Below are 19,240 nucleotides of genomic sequence, written 5' to 3'. Positions count from 1 at the left end.
CGGGGGCTATTCGGAGGACGCTCGCTCTTGCAAGGCATTCGCAACAAGCCCCTATCATCGAACGGTGCACGTACCTGACGGATTCATCAACGCCCCGGTCTCCGCTGCCGCCGGAGTCGTCGCCGCCGGCGCCATCGCTGTGAGCCTGCGCGGCGCCCGCCGCGAGCTGGACGAGCGCACCGCGCCGCTCGCCGGCCTCGTCGCCGCCTTCATCTTCGCCGTCCAGATGCTCAACTTCCCGGTCGCCGCCGGGACCAGCGGACATCTGCTCGGCGGCGCCCTGGCAGCGATCCTCGTCGGCCCCTACACGGGCGTTCTCTGCGTTTCCGTGGTCCTGCTCATGCAGGGCATTTTGTTCGCGGACGGCGGTCTGACCGCCCTCGGCGTGAACATCACGGACATGGCGATCACCACGACCGTCGTCTCCTACGCCGTCTTCCGCGGCCTGGTGAAGGTACTCCCGCGCGGGCGTCGCTCCATCACCGTCGCCGCCTTCGTCTCCGCGCTGCTGTCCGTCCCGGCCGCAGCCGTCGTCTTCACCCTCATCTACGCCGTCGGCGGTACGACCGACGTCGCCATCTCCAAGGTCGCCACCGCCATGATCGGTGTGCACGTCCTCATCGGCATCGGCGAGGCCGCGATCACCGCGCTCACGGTCGGCGCCGTCATCGCCGTACGACCGGATCTCGTGTACGGGGCCCGGGGCCTGACGCAGCGTCTGAAGCTGCGCGTGGGCGGTGAGTTGGTCGACGCCCCCGCCTTGCCGGTGGCGGCCCGCGCCTCCCGCCGCAAGGTCTGGGTCACCGGCCTCGTCACCTCCCTGGTCCTCGCCGGGTTCGTCAGCTTCTACGCCTCGGCCAGCCCCGACGGCCTGGAGAAGGTCGCCAAGGACAAGGGCATCGACAAGCGCGTCGAGAAGCACGCCTCGCAGGACTCACCGCTCGCCGGGTACGGCGTCAAGGACATCTCCGACGCCCGGATCTCCGGCGGTCTCGCGGGAGTGATCGGCGTCGGCGTCACCGTCGTCGCGGGCAGCGGCGTCTTCTGGGCGGTGCGCAGGCGCCGTACGTCGGACGTCTCCCCCTCGCGGATCGCCTGACATGGGCGCCGGTCACGCGCACAAGCTCTACCGGCACGGGCACTCGCCCGTGCACGCCCTGCCCCCGCACACCAAGCTCGCCGCGGCCTTCGCCTTCGTGATCGTGGTCGTCTCCACACCGCGCGAGGCGATGTGGGCGTTCGCGCTGTACGCCGCGCTGCTGGCGACGGTCGCGTTCAAGGCGCGCGTACCGGCCGGATTCCTGCTGAAACGGCTGCTGATCGAGATCCCGTTCGTGGCGTTCGCGCTGCTGATGCCGTTCGTGGCGGAAGGCGAGCGGGTGGACGTGCTCGGCCTGTCGCTGAGCGTCAACGGCCTGTGGGGCGCCTGGAACGTCCTCGCCAAGGGCACCCTGGGCGTCGCCGCCTCCGTACTGCTCGCTTCGACGACCGAACTGCGTGAACTGCTCCTCGGCCTCCAGCGGTTGAGACTCCCGCCGCTCCTCGTGCAGATCGCCTCCTTCATGATCCGGTACGGCGATGTCATCACGGACGAGATGCGGCGGATGCGGATCGCGCGGGAGTCGCGCGGTTTCGAGGCCCGGGGTGTGCGGCACTGGGGGGTGCTCGCGAAATCGGCGGGCGCGCTGTTCATCCGCTCCTACGAGCGCGGGGAGCGTGTGCATCTCGCCATGGTGAGCCGGGGATACGCCGGCTCGATGCCGGTCATCGACGAGGTGACCGCCTCCCGGACCCAGTGGTCGTACGCCCTCGCCCTCCCGTTCGCCGCCCTTGTCGTATGCCTGTTGGGATGGACCCTGTGACCCCCTCTCTCGAAGTGGCCGGACTGGCCTTCGCCTACCCGGACGGACATCAGGCCCTCTTCGGCGTGGACTTCGCCGTCGGGCGCGGCGAGCGCGTCGCCCTGCTCGGCCCGAACGGCGCCGGCAAGACCACCCTCGTCCTGCACCTCAACGGCATCCTGACCGGCGGTGCCGGCACCGTGACGGTGGCCGGACTCCCGGTCGGCAAGCGGCACATGGCCGAGATCCGGCGCAAGGTCGGCATCGTCTTCCAGGACCCGGACGACCAGCTGTTCATGCCGACCGTGCGCGAGGACGTCGCGTTCGGCCCGGCCGCGGCCGGCCTGAAGGGCGCCGAACTGGAGGAACGTGTCCGTACGGCACTGGAGCGGGTCGGCATGGAGGCCTTCGCCGACCGGCCGCCGCACCATCTCTCGTTCGGGCAGCGGCGCCGGGTGGCGGTCGCGACCGTCCTCGCGATGGAGCCGGAGATCCTCGTGCTGGACGAGCCCTCGTCCAACCTCGACCCCGCCTCGCGGCGCGAACTCGCCGACATCCTGCGGTCGTTGGACGTCACCGTCCTCATGGTCACGCACGACCTGCCGTACGCCCTGGAACTGTGCCCCCGCTCCCTCGTCCTCAGCGAGGGCGTGATCGCCGCCGACGGCAAGACCGGCGAGCTGCTCTCCGACGACGCGCTGATGCGCACCCACCGTCTGGAGCTGCCCTTCGGGTTCGACCCGCGCTCCGTGACAATGGGCGCGTGACGAAACAAGAGGACGTCGGGTCGGCCGGGTCGCTGCTCCTCGGCGACCAGCTGTGCTTCGCGCTGTACGCCGCCCAGCGCGCCGTGACCGCCGCGTACCGCCCGCTGCTCGACGAACTCGGCCTCACCTACCCGCAATACCTGGTCATGCTGGTCCTGTGGGAACGCGGCGAGACCACGGTCAAGGAACTGGCGACCGCGCTGCACCTCGACTACGGCACGGTGTCGCCGCTGCTCAAGCGGCTCGAGTCGGCGGGGCTCGTGTGCCGTGAGCGCTCGGCGCGCGACGAACGCTCCGTGCTCGTCGCGCTCACCGGGCGCGGCGAGGTGCTCAGGGAGCGCGCGGAGGAAGTACCGCAGGCGCTGCTGACCGCGACGGGCGTGAGCGGCCCGGAGGTCGCGCGGCTCCGGGAGGAGCTGTGGCGCCTGGCGGAGGGGGCGGCGGGGCGCGGCCGCTGAGGCGCGCTCACCTGGGGCGCTCTGTTACCCCCGGTTGCTACCCCCGGGTAATTCGGAACCCCGTACCGGCCGGTACCTTGTGCACGATGTACCTGCGCTCTCGCGCGGTTTCCGCCCTGGGGGAGGTCCTGCCGTGATCGATGGCACCGCTGTCGACGCCCGTCCGACCAAGATCATGTACGTCGCCGAGGCCACCGCGCACGGCGGCCGGGACGGTTATGTGACCAGCCAGGACGGCCAGCTCGAACTGAAGGTCGCGATGCCGCCCGCGCTCGGCGGTGACGGCAACGGGACGAACCCGGAGCAGCTGTTCGCGGCCGGCTACAGCGCCTGTTTCCACAACGCGCTGGTGCTGGTGGGCCGCCGCGCCGGGTACGACCTCTCCGGCTCCACGGTCGCCGCGAAGGTCGGCATCGGCCCGAACAAGCAGCGCGGCTACGGCCTCGCGGTCGCGCTGAGCGTCTCGCTGCCCGTCGTCGACCAGGAGCTCGCGACGAAGCTCGTGGACGCGGCCCACGAAGTGTGCCCGTACTCGAACGCCACCCGAGGCAACATCGAGGTCACGATCCTGCTGGGCTAGGAATCGAAGGCGATACGTGGATGTTGCACCCACCGTTGGCACAGGTGAGGTGACAGGGAGCGCGCGCGTGGACGTGAACGGCACAGTGGCCGAGGGCTTCGAGCCGGTCAGGGAAGCGTTCGCAGGCAACTTCGAGGTTCTCGGGGACCGGGGCGCCGCCGTCACCGTGTACCGCGACGGGCACAAGGTCGTCGACCTGTGGGGCGGCACGCGCGACGTCGACGGCACCGAGCCCTGGCGGCACGGCACCGCGCAGATCGTGCGCTCGGCCACGAAGGGCGTGGCCGCCGCCGTACTGCTCCTGCTCGCCCAGCGCGGAGAACTCGACCTGGACGCTCCCGTCGGCCACTACTGGCCGGAGTTCAAGGCGCAAGGCAAGGACCGGACGCTCGTCGCGCACGTGCTCGCGCACCGGGCCGGCGTGCCCGTCCTGGACCGTCCGCTCACCCCGGCCCAGGCGGCGGATCCCGACCTCGCGGCCGCGGCGGTGGCCGCGCAGGCGCCGGTGTGGGAGCCGGGAACGGACCACGGCTATCACGCGCAGACGTACAGCTGGCTGACGGGCGAGCTGGTCCGGCGCGCGACCGGCCGTACCCTCGGCCGGTGGGTCGCGGACGAGATCGCGGGCCCGCTGGGCCTGGACCTGTGGGTCGGGCTGCCGGCGGCGGAGGCCGGCCGAGTGGGGCGGGTCGGGCAGGTCGAAGCTCCGCCGGCGCCGGGTGGTCTGAAGACCCGGCCGAAGCGGGCGGTGTCCGAGGCGTACGCCGACCCGGAAAGCCTGACACGGAGGGCGTTCGCGGCGATCACCCCGATGCCGGACGAGAACGAGCCGGCCTACCGTGCGGCGGTCCTTCCCGCCTCGAACGGCATCGCCACGGCGGACGGCCTCGCCCGCTTCTACGCCGCGCTGATCGGGGAGGTGGACGGCGTACGGCTGTTCTCCCCTCAGACGGTGTCGGCCGCCCGGGCGCAGCGGTCGGCGGGCCCCGACCGGGTTCTGGTCGTCCACACCCGCTTCGGCCTCGGCTACATGCTCCACGGCACCGCGTCGCCCCTGCTCTCCCCGGGCTCCTTCGGCCACCCCGGCCGCGGCGGCGCCCTCGGCTTCGCCGACCCCGAGTCGGGCATCGCCTTCGGCTATGTCACGAACGGCTTCCGCAAGAGCGTGACGGCGGACGCGCGGGCGCAGGCGCTGGTACGGGCGGTGCGGACGGCGATCGACGCGTAGGCGGAAAGGGGGTGGTGACCCCGGCGCCCCTGGAAGGCACCTAACCCGCGTGCAGCATCAGCCCGATCCCCACCACCAGCAGCCCCGCCGCCGCGATCCGGGGAGCCCCGAACCGTTCCTTGAAGAACACCGCTCCGATCGCCGCCCCCACGATGATCGACGACTCCCGCAGCGCCGCGATCGGTGCCAGTTCCGCGCGGGTCTGGGCCCACAGCACCAGCCCGTACGCGGCGACGGAGAGCGCCGCGCCGAGGAAGCCGACGGCGGCGAACGGCCGTAGCACAGAGATGAGTTCACCGCGCCATCGGTGCACCGCGTACGCCGGGATCACCGCGCCCTCCACGGCCATCAGCCAGGCGATGTACCCGAGGGAGGAGCCGGACGCGCGCACGCCAAGACCGTCGACGACGGTGTACGCGGCGATCGACAGGCCGGTCGCCAACGCCGCCCCGATCGCCGCCCAGTTGGGGCGGTGCCCGCGCAGTCCCGCAAGGGCGACGCCGGTCAGCCCGGCGCAGGACAGCGCGATCCCCGCCGCCGCCCACAGGTCGGGCACCTCGTGCGCGAAGACCGCCGCCAGCGCCGTCACGACCAGCGGAGCGGTCCCGCGCGCGATCGGGTACGCCTGTCCGAAGTCGCCGAGCCGGAACGAGCGCATCAGCAGTACGTAGTAGACGACGTGGATCACGGCCGACGCGATGAGGTACGGCCACGCCCCGGACGCCGGGAACGCCACGAACGGCACCATCACGAGGCCGATCAGCATGCCGCCGCCCGCGATCAGCGTGAAGCCGACCAGCTTGTCGCTGATGCGGTGCGCGAGCGCGTTCCAGCCGGCGTGGGTGACCGCGGCGAGCAGGACGGCCGCGGTGACGGCCAGCGTCACGCGGTCAGCTCGCGCACGTCCACCAGCGTGCCGCCGGCATGGGCGACAAGGCTCTCCGGATCCATCGGGAAGACGGTGTACGGCGTGCCCGCCGCGGCCCACACCGTGTCGTGGCCGAGCAGCGAACGGTCCGCCAGCACACGGGTCCTGGTGCGGTGCCCGAAGGGCGGTACGCCGCCGATCGCGTACCCCGTCGTCTCCCGCACCAGCTCCGCCCGCGCCCGCGTCACCTTCTCGGCGCCCAGCTCCCGCCGCACGAGCTCCACGTCGACCCGGGAGGCGCCGTCCATGAGGACGAGCACCGGGACGCCGTCCGCCGCGAAGATCAGCGACTTGCAGATCTGGCTCAGCTCACAGCCGATCGCGGCGGCGGCCTCGGCGGCGGTCCGCGTCGCCTCCGGGAACCGGCGGATACGGCCGTTCACCTCGCCGAGCCCCAATTCCTGGAGGGCCTCGGCGAAACGGGGATGCGCGGCGTTGTCTTCGATGGCGGTCATGCCCGGCACGCTAGCGGTCGGTGTACGCGGCACGCGAGCGAGATCTCCCCGTTCCCCACTCCCGCCGGACAGGTCCTAGCTCCCCGCCTTCAGCAGTGCCGCCACGATCGGGCCCGCTGTGTCGCCGCCGTGGCCGCCCTGTTGGACGACGCCCGCCGCCGCCAGGTCGCCCTTCCACGCCGTGAACCAGCCGTTCGGCTTCTTCTGGCCGTCGACCTCGGCGGAGCCGGTCTTGGCGCCGTAGTCGGGGCCGAGGCCGGACATGGCCTGGGCGGCGGTGCCGGCGGCGGCCGTGTACTGCATGACTTCGCGGAGCTGGGAGAGGGTGGACGCGGACATGGTGCGGGACGCCGTGGCCAGCGTGCGGTGGTCCACCGTGGGGGACACCAGGTAGGGCTGGTGGAAGCTGCCCGCCTGGACCGTCGAGGCGACCGACGCCATGTTCAGCGGGTTCATGCGGACCCCGCCCTGGCCCATCAGGGACGCCGCCATCTGCGCGGCGCTCTGCACCGGCACCGAGCCGTCGAAGGACGGGACGCCGATGGCCCAGTTGTTCCTGCTCAGCCCGAAGACCTGCTGGGCCTGTTTCGTCAGGTCGTCGTTCTGGAGCTTCTTCGCCTGGGTGATGAAGGCCGTGTTGCAGGACCGCGCGAAGGCCGCCTTGAACGTGCCGTTCTTGATCTCGAAGTCGTTGTCGTTGTGGAACTTCCAGCCGCCGTACGTCGCCGTCTTGGGGCACGGGTGCGGCTTGTCGGCCGAGGCCAGGCCCTTGTCGAAGAGCAGCGACGCCGTGATGACCTTCATCGTGGAGCCGGGTGCGAGGGAGCCCTGGAAGGCGGTGTTGAAACCGTGGCCGGAGTTCGCGACCGCGAGGATCTCGCCCGTCGAGGGCCGCATCACGACCACCGACGCCTTCACCTTGGCGGCCACTTGACGCTCGGCGTCCGCCTGAAGGGTGGGACTGAGCGTCGTCCTGACCGTCCCCGGCGTGCCCTCGCTGAGCGTCACCAGGGTCTTGTCGGGGGTCTTCTGGGCGCCCTTCTTCGCGGGCGCCCGGACCACGCGCAGCTCGATGCCCGCCTTGCCGCCGGCCGTCTTGCCGTACTTCTCGCGCAGCCCGTCCAGGACCGTGCCCAGGGAGGGGTACTTGGCCGTGGTCAGCTCTGCGCCGGCGCGGTCGAGGGCGGTGACCGGAGGCGTGCCCGAGGCGCCGGTGACCAGCCGGTCGCCGTCCTGGAGGTCCGGGTGGACGACGGACGGCTGCCAACCGACCAGCGCAGCACCGTCCTTGGCGCGCCGCACGACCGTCAGCTTCGACTCGTACGTCAGCGGCTTGCTCTTGCCCTGGTAGGTGACGGTGGCCTTGACGGAGAACGGGACGACGGCGCCCGAGCGCGTGCCGCTGGTCAGGGTCACGCCGGTGATGTGCGCGTCCTTGCCGTAGCCGGTCAGCGCGGTCGTCGCGGCGGCCGAGTCGTCCGTGGCTGCGGCCGCCTTCGCGACGTCGCCGCCCTGCCAGGCGGTGAGGAAGGCGGCGGCCGTCGTCCGCACCTCGGTGGCCGACGGGGGACCCGTCTTGACGGCCTTGTGGTGGGCGGTCGTCGACGTACGATCGTCGGCCGCCGCGCCACCGCCGTACAGGATGTAGGCGCCGAACGCCCCGCCGACGGCGACGACGGCGATCACCCCGCCGAGTACGGCGGGCCGTTTCGTCTTCCGTCGCTCGGCGACGCGCCTTCTCTTGCCCACAGCTCCCAGTCCTCCGCTGTCCCCTGATGCCCCCGCGCCTGCACGCTGCTCACACTGCTCACATTGCTCAACGAGAAGCACCACCCTAGGGTCCCGCCCTGTGACGGGTGACTTCAGCCGCCAGTTCGTAGCACAGCTGCGACGATCGGACCGGCGGCGTCGCCTCCGTGGCCGCCCTCCTGGGTCATGGCGGCGGCCGCGACGTCGCCCCGATAACCGGTGAACCAGCTGTTGGACTTGGTCTGGCCGTCGACCTCGGCGGAACCGGTCTTGGCGCCGATGTCACCGCCGAGCCTGGCCATGACGCTCGCGGCGGTGCCGCTCGTCGCGGTGAGCCGCATCATCTGCTTGAGCTGCGCGACGGTGTTCATCGGCAGGCCCTTCGCCTGCGCCGGCACGCGGTCGTCGAGCTTGAGCGGCACGATGACCGGCTGACGGAACGTGCCGGTGACGGCGGTCGCCGTCACCGACGCCATGTTCAGCGGGCTCATCTGGACCTGGCCCTGGCCGATCGCGTTCGCCGCGCGGTCCGAGCCGGCGGAGGCGGGGACGCTGCCGTCGAAGGACGGAATGCCGGTCTTCCAGTTGTCCTGGCCGAGGCCGAACCGCGTCTGCGCCTCGGTGGTGAGCGACTCGTCGGTGAGCGGCGCCTTGTCACTGCCGTCGATGAGCTTCACGAAGGCCGTGTTGCAGGACCGCATGAAACTGTTGGCGAGGCTGGCCTTCTCGTTGGGGACCATGCCCGTGAGGTTGTGGAAGGTCTGGCTCTGCCAGGTCGCGGTGTCCGGGCAGGGCGCGGGGCCGTTCATCGTGGTCACGCCGCTGTCGATGAACATCGCCGCGGTGATGATCTTCATCGTGGAACCGGGCGCCAGCTTGCCGAGGAACGCCGCGTTGAAGCCGTCCTCGCGGTGGTTGGCGACCGCCAGCACCTCACCCGTGCTCGGCTTCACCGCCACCACGGACGACTCGGAGTACTGCGCGACCGCCTTCTCCGCGGCGGCCTGCGCACTCGAGCTGAGCGTCGTGTGTACGCGGCCCGCCTTGCCCTTGGCGAGGGTCACCAGCGTCGTGTCGCCGGTGTTCTCGCTCCCGTGCCGGATCGCCAGCTCGACCCCGGGCGTGCCGCCCGCCGTGTCGCCGTACTTGTCGCGCAGCGCGTCCAGGATCGGCCCCAGGGACGGGTACTTCTCCTTCGTCAGGACAACGTTGTTGCGGTCCACTGCCTCGATCGCCGGACTCGCCGACTCACCCGTGACCAGCGTGTCGCCCTCTTTGAGGTCCGGATGGACGACGGACGGCTTCCAGCCGACCAGCGCCTTCCCGGTGGTCTCGCCGCGTACGACGGTCAGTTCGGAGTCGTACGAGAAGGGCTTGCTCTTCCCGTCGTACGACACCGTCGCCTCGACCGAGAACGGCACGGTCGCGCCCGTCGGCGTGCCCGGCGTGATCTTCACGTCGGTGAGGTGCGCGTCGGTGCGGTAACCGGCGAGCAGCCCCTCGGCGTTCGCCGCGTAGTTGGTGTACGCCGCCGCCTTGGCCGCGTCGCCCTTCTCCCAGGCCGCGAAGAACGCGCGGCTGGTCTCCTTGACCTCCGCGCCGCTCGGCGGCCCGGTCTTCACGGGCGCGGGCCCGGACGCTCCCGACCCGCCGTCCCCGCTGATCGCGGTCACCACGTTGTACGCGCCGTACCCGGCGCCCCCCACCATCACCGCGAACACACTGCCGATGACGGCAGCCTTCACCCCTGTGCGCATGCGCGCTCCCCTCCCCGTAAGCCCAAGAACTGTAGGCCGCGGATGTGACGCTAGGGGAGGGTGTTTCCCTGATTGTTAGGCCCCAGTGCCCGGGACGGTCAGATCCAGGTCTCGAGCCACATACGTGAACGCCAGCTGTCGATGGGGATGGCGGTGCCGGTCTACCGGGGCCAGGAGTAGATGAGTCGTTCGCGGGGTGGAGCCCTGACATGGACCCGAACGCCTCCGGCCGAGGACGCGTCACTCCGGCTGGGCCGCCACCTGGGCGAGATCTCGAAGTTTCCGGCCGAAGTTTCCGGCCGACTCCGAGAGACGGCATTCTGGTGGTACGCCGACCGAGGAGCTTCGAACAAATGCGGGCTGGAGCGCATCTCACACTTCGTGAAGCCCACCTCAGGCTCATACGGCCATCAGCGCGCGACGGATACCGTCGCGTCTTCCGGAAGGAGGCCGGGCGATGAATGTCCCGTCGCACCGTGACCGCACAAGCGCGACAGCACCACCGCGGCTCCCCGGCCGGGCCACGACGGCACGCAGACTGAGCACCGCTGCCGCTGTGGCGGCGGTGCTCCTGGCGGGCTGTGGCACGGGCACCCCCAAGGCGTCCCCGCACTCCAGTGGCCGCGGCGTGTCCCTCGCCCCGCCCGCCACGCCTTCCCCCTCCCTTTCGTCCCCCGCTCGGGACCTCACCGCCGCCGCCACCGCGTGCACCAACAGCACGAAGCTGGCCGGGTGGTCGAACCGCCGGCTGGCCATGCTGACCATCGCCGTCCCGGTGTCGGAGACCTCGGTGTCCGATGTCACCTCCGAGGTGAGCGCCGGTGCGGGCGGTGTGCTGCTGTTCGGCAGCAAGGCGCCGTCCGACCTCGGCTCCCGGCTGACCACCCTGAAGTCCCATGTACCCGGCCACCTGGGCCTGTTGGTGATGACCGACGAGGAGGGCGGCGGCATCCAGCGCATGGCGAACCTCGTCGGGTCCCTGCCCTGGCCCGCGTACATGGGCACGCACTGGACCCCGGCCCAGATCCAGCAGAACGTCACGAAGGTCGCCACCAAGATGGCGGCCGCCCAGGTGAACATGGACCTCGCGCCGGTGGTCGACGTCGACGGCAGGAACGTGGCTCCCAGCCGGACCAACCCCGACGGATGGCGGTCCTTCAGCGGCAGCACCTCGGTGGTCTCCAAGGCCGGTGTCGCTTACATGAACGGGTTGCGCGCCGGAGGCGTGATACCCGTCGTCAAGCACTTCCCGGGCCTTGGCGGCTCCAGCTACAACTCCGACTTCGGCCCTGCCCGCACCCTGCCCTGGTCCACCCTGCAACAGGTGGGCATCCCGCCGTTCACCGCGGCCATCAATGCCGGTGCCCCGGCCATCATGGTCTCCAACAACATCGTGCCGGGCCTGGGCACCAATCCGGCGAGCCTGTCACCCACCGTCATCAGCTACGAGCTGCGCGGCAAGCTGGGCTTCAAGGGGCTGGTGGTCACCGACTCGCTCAGTGCCAAGGCGATCTCCGCCGCCGGCTTCAGCGTCCCCGCCGCCGCCGTCCAGGCCCTGCGCTCCGGTGCCGACATGGTCATGTTCGACCTGGGGGGCAATGCCGGCTCCCAGACGTCCTCGATCGCCTCGGCGATCACCAACGCGGTGGCCGGCGGACACCTGGCCCGCAGCCGCCTCATCGACGCGGCGGGGCACGTTCTGGCCGTCCGGCACGTGAATCTCTGCTCCTGAGCACGAGCGGACGCAGCCCTTGCGTAGTCAGGCCGGCCACGCCTCTCGCCCTCGTGTCTGCCCAGCTAGACCCACGTATCCAGCCACATCCGCGACCGCCACTGGTGCGGTTCTACCAGTCGGTCAGGTCGACGAGGAGATCGCAGTGCGGGTCGTCCGCGGCCGGCCGCCGATACTGCTCCTCCCCGACGAGGGAGGGCAGTGAAGAGATCAGCGCGGTGGCGGGTGTCTCGGTCAGGCGGATGTCGACGCCGATGATGCCGGGCCCGTCGGGACGCTGCACGTACAGACGCAACAGCCCGTCGCCATGCATCAGGAAGCCGATCAGGAAGGGGTTCTCGTCGTCGCCGGGGCCCGACAGGGCGTGCACGACGGTGAGTGCCCGGCCCTGTTCGGGCTCCGGGTCCGGGGTGATCTCCTCCGGGCGGAGGCGGATGAGTGTCATCCCCATGACCTCGCTTACCTCACTGCTGCTGTAGATCTGGGGTCCGGTCAGGACGGTACGCAGCAGGCCGGGGATGTAGTACGGGGTCACAGTGTCGTTGAGGACCTCGTAAAGGAAGTCCCGGCCATTCTCGTCGTCTCCGGCGCGGATGGCGATGCGTACGGCGCCGGGCGCGGGCAGGACGCCGCGCAGGCGGCAGTACTCGGCGACCGGAGCGTTCAGGTAGTACAGCAGGCGGCGGGTGGTATCCGCCTGCTGCTCTCGGTCTTCAGGGTCTGTCACGGATGCATCCAGGCGGGGCACTTGTCGTTCGTTGGTTGCGGCAGAAAGCGTTGATGACGCCGATCTTCTGTCCCCTGCCAGCGTCGTACAACCCGTCCTTTGTGATCGCGGAGTGGGCCGGGGAAAGCGGCCCGCACGGCTGCACAGGGCGACGGGCCTACGATGCCGGCAGGGCCGTGCGCTCGGCTTTCTCCAGCCAATCGGTGTACCAGCGGGCGAAGCTCACCGGCATAGCGTTGTCGTCGAGGAGTGGCGCGAGGTCGACGTCGTCCACCCGGCAGTCGGACCAGATCGTGCCGCGGTGGCTGCCGCTGATGATCAGCCACTCCCTCTGGGCGCAGCCCAGGTGGGAGACCACGATGGCACCGGCGGTGCGCTCCGGGGCGAACATGACGGCCTCCCACCGCTCGTCCCACGCCTCGATGGCGTCGTCGAAGTCCTCGATGGCGTCGAAGTCCTCTTCCTCGGGGCGTTGGGCAAGGAACTCGTCGAGCAGCTTCGGGTCCGGGCCCTGGTCCGGAAACGGCTCGGCAAGCCTCGACAGGTCCGCCAGGTCCGCGCCGTCGCCTTCCCAACGCCAGCGGCCTTGCACGCGCCGAACCGGGAACAGGCCGTACGCGGGGCCGGCGCCACCCGCGCCAACGTGGAGCAGGAACGCCCGGTACTCCTCCGGTAGCCGCACGCCTGCCTGAGCCTCGAGTTCGGCAAGCTCGTCCCGGGTGAGCGGCTCCTCCACGACCCACTTGTGCCCCAGTGCCCCGAACACTTTGCCGCCCTCAGGCCCTGCACCCACCGCCTCGACCCGCTGACGCACGCCCACCCACCACTGATCAGTCATGCGCAGACCGTACGTGCAGCCACCGACACCTGGTCGCGGGGCCCACTGCTGCCATCCCAACGCGCTCAGGAACGGCCCGACGCTGCAGACACCTCGGCACAACACGCACATCGGCCAGCTGAGACCCTCGGTGGCCAACCAGCGCACCAACGGCCAACAACGACCAAGGGGGCGCGGTGGATTGCCGCGCCCCCTTGCTACGTCAGTGCAGCTAGACCCACGTATCCAGCCACATCCGCGACCGCCACTGGCCGATCGGGATCGCCGTGCCCGTGTACAAGGGCCAGAAGTAGATGAAGTTCCAGGCGATCAGCAGGACCAGGACGCCCGCTCCGGCGGCGCCGATGACGCGGCGGCGTTCGCTGGAGCCGGGTGGGCCGAGGATCGCGCCGGTCATCATCGCGACGGCCAGGCAGAGGAACGGCACGAAGACGACGGCGTAGAAGAAGAAGATCGTGCGCTGCTGGTACATGAACCAGGGGAGGTAGCCGGCCGCGATGCCGCAGGCGATCGCGCCCGCGCGCCAGTCGCGGCGCAGTGCCCAGCGCCACAGCACGTAGACGATCGCGAAGCAGGCCGCCCACCACAGGACGGGGGTGCCGAGCGCCAGCACCTCGCGGGCGCACTTGTCGCCCGCGTCGGCCGGGCAGCCGTCCTTGCCCGGCAGCGGGGACTCGTAGAAGTACGAGACCGGGCGGCCCAGGACGAGCCAGCTCCACGGGTTCGACTGGTAGGTGTGCGGCGATGAGAGGCCTACGTGGAACTTGTAGACCTCGTGCTCGTAGTGCCACAGGCTGCGCAGCCAGTCGGGCAGGAAGGCCCAGGTGCCGCCCTTGCCGTCGGTCACGGCCCAGTTGCGGAAGTAGCCGCCCTTGCCGTTGTCCGGCGACAGGATCCAGCCGGTCCAGGAGGCCAGATACACCGCCAGGGCGACCGGGACCGTGGCAAGGAACGTGATGCCCATGTCGTGCCTGACGGCCGCCCGGTACGGGTGACGTGCGCCCGCGACCCGGCGCGAGGCCCCGTCCCACAGGACCGCCATCACACAGAACGCGGCGAGGATGTAGAGGCCGTTCCACTTGGTGCCGATGGCAAGGCCCAGCATCAGGCCCGCCGTCCAGCGCCAGGGACGCCAGCCGAGGCGGGTCGTTTCGGCGGTGTGCGCGTCGGGGCGTACGACGCCGTCCGCGTCGGCGGGCAGCGCCGCCGCGAGCCGGGCCCGCGCCTTGTCCCGGTCGACGACCAGGCAGCCGAAGGCCGCGAGCACGAAGAACATCAGCACGCCGTCGAGCAGCGAGGTGCGGCTCATCACGAAGTGCAGACCGTCCACCGCCATCAGCGCGCCCGCGAGACAGCCGAGGAACGTCGAGCGGAACAGCCGGCGCCCGATCCGGCACAGCAGCAGCACCGACAGCGTGCCGAGCAGCGCCGTCATGAAACGCCAGCCGAACGGGTTGAAGCCGAACATCCATTCGCCGAGCCCGATGACGTACTTGCCGACCGGCGGATGCACGACATAGGCGGCGTCGCTCGGGATCGTCACATGGCCGTGGCCCTGCAGGATCAGGTCGTTGGCGTCCTTGGACCAGTTGACCTCGTAGCCGCGGTGGATGAGCGCCCAGGCGTCCTTGGCGTAGTACGTCTCGTCGAATATCACCGCCTTCGGGGTGCCCAGGTTCCAAAACCGCATCACCCCGGCGAGCAGCGTCACCAGGAGCGGGCCGCCCCACGCCGACCAGCGCGTGATGCGCTCGGCCACCTCGTGGCGCAGCCCGATCGTGGCCCAGATGCGCGGGCTGGGCTCGGCGTACGGCGGCACGAGCCGGTCGCGCACATCGCTTCTGGGCGGCGCCGTGTAGCCGAATCGGCGCAGCCGCTGCTGCCACGACGGCCGCTGCTCTTCGGCGGCCTGGCCCTGCCGGGTGTCCGTGGAGGACGCGGTACTGGTCACCGCGCCATCGTAGGGAACAGGTCTGTGGGAGTCCCGTGCACGGGCCCTGCGAGGATGGAAACGTGACAGGAACCCTTGTTTTGGCAGGCACCCCCATCGGCGACGTGGCCGATGCTCCGCCCCGGCTCGCCCAGGAGCTCGAGAGCGCGGACGTCGTCGCCGCCGAGGACACCCGACGGCTGCGCCGCCTCACCCAGGCGCTGGGCGTGCAGCCCGCCGGGCGCGTCGTGTCGTACTTCGAGGGCAACGAGGCCGCGCGCACCCCGGAACTCGTCGAGGCGCTGGTCGGCGGGGCGCGGGTGCTGCTGGTGACCGACGCCGGGATGCCGTCCGTGTCGGACCCCGGGTACCGGCTGGTCGCCGCCGCCGTCGAGAAGGACATCAAGGTCACCGCCGTACCGGGCCCGTCCGCCGTGCTCACCGCGCTCGCCCTGTCCGGACTGCCCGTCGACCGCTTCTGCTTCGAGGGCTTCCTGCCACGCAAGGCGGGCGAGCGCCTCTCGAGGCTGCGCGAGGTCGCGGGCGAGCGCCGGACCATGGTCTATTTCGAGGCCCCGCACCGGCTCGACGACACCCTCGCCGCGATGGCCGAGGTGTTCGGCACGGAGCGCCGCGCCGCCGTCTGCCGTGAGCTGACGAAGACGTACGAGGAGGTCAAGCGGGGTCCGCTGGGGGAGCTGGCCGCCTGGGCCGCCGAGGGGGTACGCGGGGAGATCACCGTGGTCGTCGAGGGCGCCGCCGAGAAGGGCGCCGAGGAACTGGACGCCGCCGAGCTGGTGCGCAGGGTGCGGGTGCGCGAGGAGGCGGGGGAGCGGCGCAAGGAGGCGATCGCGGCCGTCGCCGCGGAGGCGGGAATTCCCAAACGCGACGTCTTCGATGCCGTCGTGGCGGCAAAGAACGCTGCACGAAGCGCCCCATAGAAGGGCAAAGGACTGGGGTCAAAGGCAAAGCCCAGGCCGCCTGGCGGGACCGTTCCGACAAGGAAAGACCAAAACGGCTCCAATAGTCGACAGGCCTGATGCGGTCGCGCCGGGAGAAGCGTCCACTGGTTGAAGGGACGCACCCGTCCCTCGCCCTCGTTCGAGGGCGCTTGTCCAGCGGACAGCAGGAGCTGGCATGAGTGAGATCGCAGGACGGACCGGGCGTGTCGGCGCCGGTCAGGTCACCGAACAGACCGGCCATCGCAGCGCGGCGACCGCCGTCGTCCATGAGTCGTATTCCTTCGCCTGCATGCGCTGCGGGCACGGCTGGGAGCAGTCGTACGAGATAGAGCACCACCTCGACGCCGAGGGCAGTGAGTTCGTGATGTACGTGGCGGACGGCCAGGTCGTGCCGTCGCCGCTGAGCCGGCCCAACTGCCTGAACTGCGACAGCCATGTGGTGCGCATCATGCGCGCCGGTCAGGTGTCCTCCGTTCTCGACTCGATGCACCGCCCGCAGGGGCCGGTGCCTCGGCAGCCCGACGAGGCACCGGCCAGGGAGGAGGCGGCAGCAGGGGAGCCGAAGGAGCCGCACCACTGGCACCTCTCCGATCTGCTGCACCCCTTCCATCACCGCAAGGCGGGATGACCGGTATTGGTCGTCGGTCCTCGGTCCTCGGTCGCCGGTTCTGGGTCCTTGGTCGCCGGTCCTCAGGCGTCGGTCCTCGGTCCTCGGGTGAGGCTCGGCATGCCCCTTTCGTAGGATCGGGGCATGCCCTCCGAGAAGTCCGAGACCCCGCCCCTACCGCAGCCCCTCCGGGTGCCCGTCGCCGACTCGCACACCCACCTCGACATGCAGACCGGCACGGTCGAGGAGGGCCTCGCCAAGGCCGCGTCGGTCGGCGTGACGACGGTCGTGCAGGTCGGCTGCGACGTGAACGGCTCGCGGTGGGCGGCGCGGACGGCTCTGGACCACGCCGCCGTCCACGCGACGGTCGCGCTGCACCCCAACGAGGCGCCCCGCATCGTGCACGGCGACCCGGACGGCTGGTCCCGGCAGGGCACCCGGCAGCCGGGCGGGCAGGCGGCGCTGGACGAGGCGCTCGGCGAGATCGACCGGCTCGCCGCCCTTCCGCAGGTCAAGGGCGTCGGCGAGACCGGGCTCGACTACTTCCGTACGGGGCCCGGGGGCAAGGCCGCGCAGGAGCGGTCGTTCCGCGCCCATATCGAGATCGCCAAGCGGCACGGCAAGGCCCTGGTCATCCACGACCGTGACGCCCACGCCGATGTGCTGCGCGTCCTCAAGGAGGAGGGCGCCCCCGAGCGGACCGTCTTCCACTGCTACTCCGGCGACGCCGCCATGGCCGAGATCTGCGCCCGCGCCGGCTACTTCATGTCCTTCGCCGGCAATATGACCTTCAAGAACGCCCAGCCGCTGCGCGACGCGCTGGCCGTGGCGCCCCTGGAACTCGTCCTCGTCGAGACCGACGCGCCCTTCCTGACCCCCGCGCCGTACCGCGGACGGCCTAACGCGCCGTATCTCATTCCGGTCACGGTGCGCGCCATGGCCGCGGTGCGGGGCATCGACGAGGACGCGCTGGCGACCTCGATCTCCGCGAACACCGCGCGCGCGTTCGATTACTGACGGATAACGGTTCGGGCGTTTTCGCCGGTCGTTCGGGGGTGTATCGCGGGAGAGTGCCGCGACACAGCGTAGCCGCGTTGCTTGGGAGAGTGACGATCGCTCCGCTAGGTTCTGGTCGCCCGATCCGGAACCCCTGGAGCGTGTCGTCGTGAGCAGCGCGCAGTACGAGACGTATGGACCGACTGGAACCACTGGAACCACTGGAGCCGCTGGACTGGCTGGACCGAGTGCGGCGCCGTACGAGGACTGTGAGCCGCCGTCGTACGGTCACGCCTACCCGGACACCTACGAGCCGGCGTACGAGGCGCGCGTGCCCGAGCCCGAGGCTGCCACCGAGTCCGGGCTTCCGCGCCAGCAGCCGGACGGGGCGGAGGGGACCGACGGCGCCCGGGGTGACGAGGGGGCGCAGGGGGCACGCAGGCCCGGCGGGCGCGCGGAGGCCCGGCGCGCGTCACGGCGCAAGCGTGGTGGCGAGCGCCCCGACCCCCTGCGACGGCTGCTCCCGCAGGCGCTGGTCGTCGCGTTCCTGGCCGGGGGCACCTCCGCGTTCGTCGCCAACGACAAGGCGATCGAGCTGAGTGTCGACGGGAGGCCGCACACCCTGCACACGTTCGCGGACGACGTGACGGAACTGCTCGCCGACGAGGGCGTTGACCTGGGGGCGCACGACGTGGTGGCGCCCGCGCCCGGGACGGCGCTCGCGAGCGGTGACGAGGTCGCGGTTCACTACGGGCGTCCCTTGCACCTCACCCTCGACGGAAGCCGGCGCAAGGTGTGGACGACGGCGCACACCGTGGACGGGGCGCTCAGGGAGCTGGGGGTGCGCGCGCAGGGCGCGTACGTGTCGACCTCGGGCTCCCGGCGCATCGGGCGTGAGGGCCTCGCGCTCGATGTGCGCACCGAGCGCACGGTGACGATCATGGCGGACGGGCGCGCGCGGACGATCCGCACGAACGCGGCGAGCGTCCGGGAGGCCGTCGACGAAGCCGGCATCACCCTGCGCGGGCAGGACACCACCTCCGTCGCGCCCGGGAGTTTCCCGCGCGACGGGCAGACGGTCACCGTCATGCGGGTCACCGGGTCCAGGGAGGTCCGCGAGGAGCCGATTCCGTTCGAGGTGGTGCGGACCGAGGATCCCACGCTGTTCAAGGGCACCGAGGTCGTCGAGCGCCCCGGGCAACTGGGGGCGCGGCGTGTCACCTACGTGCTGCGGACCGTCAACGGGGTCGAGGAGAAGCCGCGGCGGGTCGAGTCCGAGGTGGTGCGGGAGGCCGGGGCGCAGGTGGTGAGGGTCGGGACGAAGCCCCCTCCGACGACCGTCGCGGGGGCCGATCACCTCAACTGGTCCGGGCTCGCGGCGTGCGAGTCCGGTGGGCGGGCCGGGGCGGTGGATTCCTCCGGTACGTATGGCGGGCTCTATCAGTTCGACACGCGTACGTGGCACGCGCTCGGGGGCTCCGGCCGCCCCCAGGACGCGCCCGCCTCCGAGCAGACCTTCCGCGCGAAGAAGCTGTATGTGCGCCAGGGGGCGAGTCCTTGGCCGCACTGTGGGACGCGGCTTCGGGGGTGAGCCTCTTTCACCCCCTCCGCCCCTGCCCTTCCCGTATCTGGGGGGCTCCCGCCCCCCAGACCCCCCGTGTCGCGCTTCGCGCTCGTCCTCGAAC

At 71.0% G+C, this 19,240-nt stretch carries 18 protein-coding genes; 11 read left to right on the top strand and 7 right to left on the bottom strand.

What is annotated here, in order from left to right; genetic code table 11:
• The first annotated feature begins 64 nt into the window (after positions 1 to 64).
• The 6 genes from AB0D27_RS29770 to AB0D27_RS29745 all read left to right on the top strand — a co-directional run bounded on the left by AB0D27_RS29770 (position 65) and on the right by AB0D27_RS29745 (position 4,874).
• On the top strand, positions 65 to 1,099 hold the full coding sequence (locus AB0D27_RS29770; RefSeq protein ID WP_362515051.1) for an energy-coupling factor ABC transporter permease: 1,035 nt from the start codon (positions 65 to 67) through the stop codon (positions 1,097 to 1,099).
• Between the two features lies 1 nt (position 1,100).
• Positions 1,101 to 1,862 (top strand): cobalt ECF transporter T component CbiQ, encoded by a 762-nt coding sequence (gene cbiQ / locus AB0D27_RS29765; protein ID WP_362515050.1) that lies wholly within the window; start codon positions 1,101 to 1,103, stop codon positions 1,860 to 1,862.
• Positions 1,850 to 2,608, top strand: a complete 759-nt coding sequence (locus AB0D27_RS29760; RefSeq protein ID WP_362515048.1) for an ABC transporter ATP-binding protein — start codon at positions 1,850 to 1,852, stop codon at positions 2,606 to 2,608. The genes cbiQ and AB0D27_RS29760 overlap by 13 nt, the downstream gene beginning before the upstream one ends.
• Positions 2,605 to 3,066 (top strand): MarR family transcriptional regulator, encoded by a 462-nt coding sequence (locus AB0D27_RS29755; protein WP_362515046.1) that lies wholly within the window; start codon positions 2,605 to 2,607, stop codon positions 3,064 to 3,066. The genes AB0D27_RS29760 and AB0D27_RS29755 overlap by 4 nt, the downstream gene beginning before the upstream one ends.
• A 133-nt stretch (positions 3,067 to 3,199) precedes the next feature.
• On the top strand, positions 3,200 to 3,646 hold the full coding sequence (locus tag AB0D27_RS29750; protein WP_362515045.1) for an organic hydroperoxide resistance protein: 447 nt from the start codon (positions 3,200 to 3,202) through the stop codon (positions 3,644 to 3,646).
• 67 nt (positions 3,647 to 3,713) lie between these two features.
• On the top strand, positions 3,714 to 4,874 hold the full coding sequence (locus tag AB0D27_RS29745) for a serine hydrolase domain-containing protein (RefSeq protein WP_362515043.1): 1,161 nt from the start codon (positions 3,714 to 3,716) through the stop codon (positions 4,872 to 4,874).
• A gap of 40 nt (positions 4,875 to 4,914) precedes the next feature.
• On the opposite strand, the gene AB0D27_RS29740 is transcribed toward AB0D27_RS29745, so the two are convergent.
• From AB0D27_RS29740 to AB0D27_RS29725, 4 genes are all read right to left on the bottom strand, one after another.
• Complete coding sequence (locus tag AB0D27_RS29740) at positions 4,915 to 5,760, bottom strand: EamA family transporter (protein WP_362515042.1); 846 nt, start codon at positions 5,758 to 5,760, stop codon at positions 4,915 to 4,917.
• Positions 5,757 to 6,257 (bottom strand): YbaK/EbsC family protein, encoded by a 501-nt coding sequence (locus tag AB0D27_RS29735; protein ID WP_362515041.1) that lies wholly within the window; start codon positions 6,255 to 6,257, stop codon positions 5,757 to 5,759. Before AB0D27_RS29735 ends, AB0D27_RS29740 begins: the two co-directional genes overlap by 4 nt.
• A gap of 75 nt (positions 6,258 to 6,332) precedes the next feature.
• Positions 6,333 to 8,006 carry a penicillin-binding transpeptidase domain-containing protein gene (locus tag AB0D27_RS29730; protein ID WP_362515039.1) on the bottom strand — a complete coding sequence of 558 codons (1,674 nt, stop codon included), beginning with the start codon at positions 8,004 to 8,006 and terminating at the stop codon, positions 6,333 to 6,335.
• Positions 8,007 to 8,119: 113 nt separating this feature from the next.
• The gene (locus AB0D27_RS29725) at positions 8,120 to 9,763 is read right to left on the bottom strand and encodes a penicillin-binding transpeptidase domain-containing protein (protein ID WP_362515038.1); all 1,644 of its coding nucleotides are present in this window, start codon (positions 9,761 to 9,763) and stop codon (positions 8,120 to 8,122) included.
• A 457-nt stretch (positions 9,764 to 10,220) separates the two neighbouring features.
• Here AB0D27_RS29725 and AB0D27_RS29720 point away from each other — a divergent pair, with 457 nt between their 5' ends.
• On the top strand, positions 10,221 to 11,495 hold the full coding sequence (locus AB0D27_RS29720; RefSeq protein ID WP_362515036.1) for a glycoside hydrolase family 3 N-terminal domain-containing protein: 1,275 nt from the start codon (positions 10,221 to 10,223) through the stop codon (positions 11,493 to 11,495).
• 112 nt (positions 11,496 to 11,607) lie between these two features.
• Here AB0D27_RS29720 and AB0D27_RS29715 read toward each other — a convergent pair whose 3' ends face one another.
• From AB0D27_RS29715 to AB0D27_RS29705, 3 genes are all read right to left on the bottom strand, one after another.
• Positions 11,608 to 12,222, bottom strand: coding sequence for a hypothetical protein (locus AB0D27_RS29715; protein ID WP_362515035.1), 615 nt, complete (start codon positions 12,220 to 12,222; stop codon positions 11,608 to 11,610).
• Between the two features lie 157 nt (positions 12,223 to 12,379).
• Complete coding sequence (locus tag AB0D27_RS29710; protein ID WP_362515034.1) at positions 12,380 to 13,060, bottom strand: SMI1/KNR4 family protein; 681 nt, start codon at positions 13,058 to 13,060, stop codon at positions 12,380 to 12,382.
• Between the two features lie 211 nt (positions 13,061 to 13,271).
• Complete coding sequence (locus tag AB0D27_RS29705) at positions 13,272 to 15,011, bottom strand: phospholipid carrier-dependent glycosyltransferase (RefSeq protein WP_362515032.1); 1,740 nt, start codon at positions 15,009 to 15,011, stop codon at positions 13,272 to 13,274.
• A gap of 62 nt (positions 15,012 to 15,073) precedes the next feature.
• Between AB0D27_RS29705 and rsmI the strand changes: the two genes are divergently transcribed.
• From rsmI to AB0D27_RS29685, 4 genes are all read left to right on the top strand, one after another.
• Positions 15,074 to 15,931: a 16S rRNA (cytidine(1402)-2'-O)-methyltransferase gene (gene rsmI / locus AB0D27_RS29700; protein WP_362515031.1), complete on the top strand. Its 858-nt coding sequence runs from the start codon at positions 15,074 to 15,076 to the stop codon at positions 15,929 to 15,931.
• 196 nt (positions 15,932 to 16,127) lie between these two features.
• Positions 16,128 to 16,580: a hypothetical protein gene (locus AB0D27_RS29695; protein ID WP_362515029.1), complete on the top strand. Its 453-nt coding sequence runs from the start codon at positions 16,128 to 16,130 to the stop codon at positions 16,578 to 16,580.
• Between the two features lie 123 nt (positions 16,581 to 16,703).
• Entirely contained in the window at positions 16,704 to 17,576 is an 873-nt protein-coding gene (locus tag AB0D27_RS29690) for a TatD family hydrolase (protein WP_362515027.1), read from the top strand.
• Between the two features lie 148 nt (positions 17,577 to 17,724).
• Complete coding sequence (locus AB0D27_RS29685) at positions 17,725 to 19,146, top strand: ubiquitin-like domain-containing protein (RefSeq protein WP_362515026.1); 1,422 nt, start codon at positions 17,725 to 17,727, stop codon at positions 19,144 to 19,146.
• Positions 19,147 to 19,240: the final 94 nt, after the last annotated feature.

The organism is Streptomyces sp. NPDC048415 (assembly GCF_040651675.1).
GTDB lineage: Bacteria > Actinomycetota > Actinomycetes > Streptomycetales > Streptomycetaceae > Streptomyces.
This window is presented reverse-complemented; position numbering and strand designations above follow the sequence as displayed.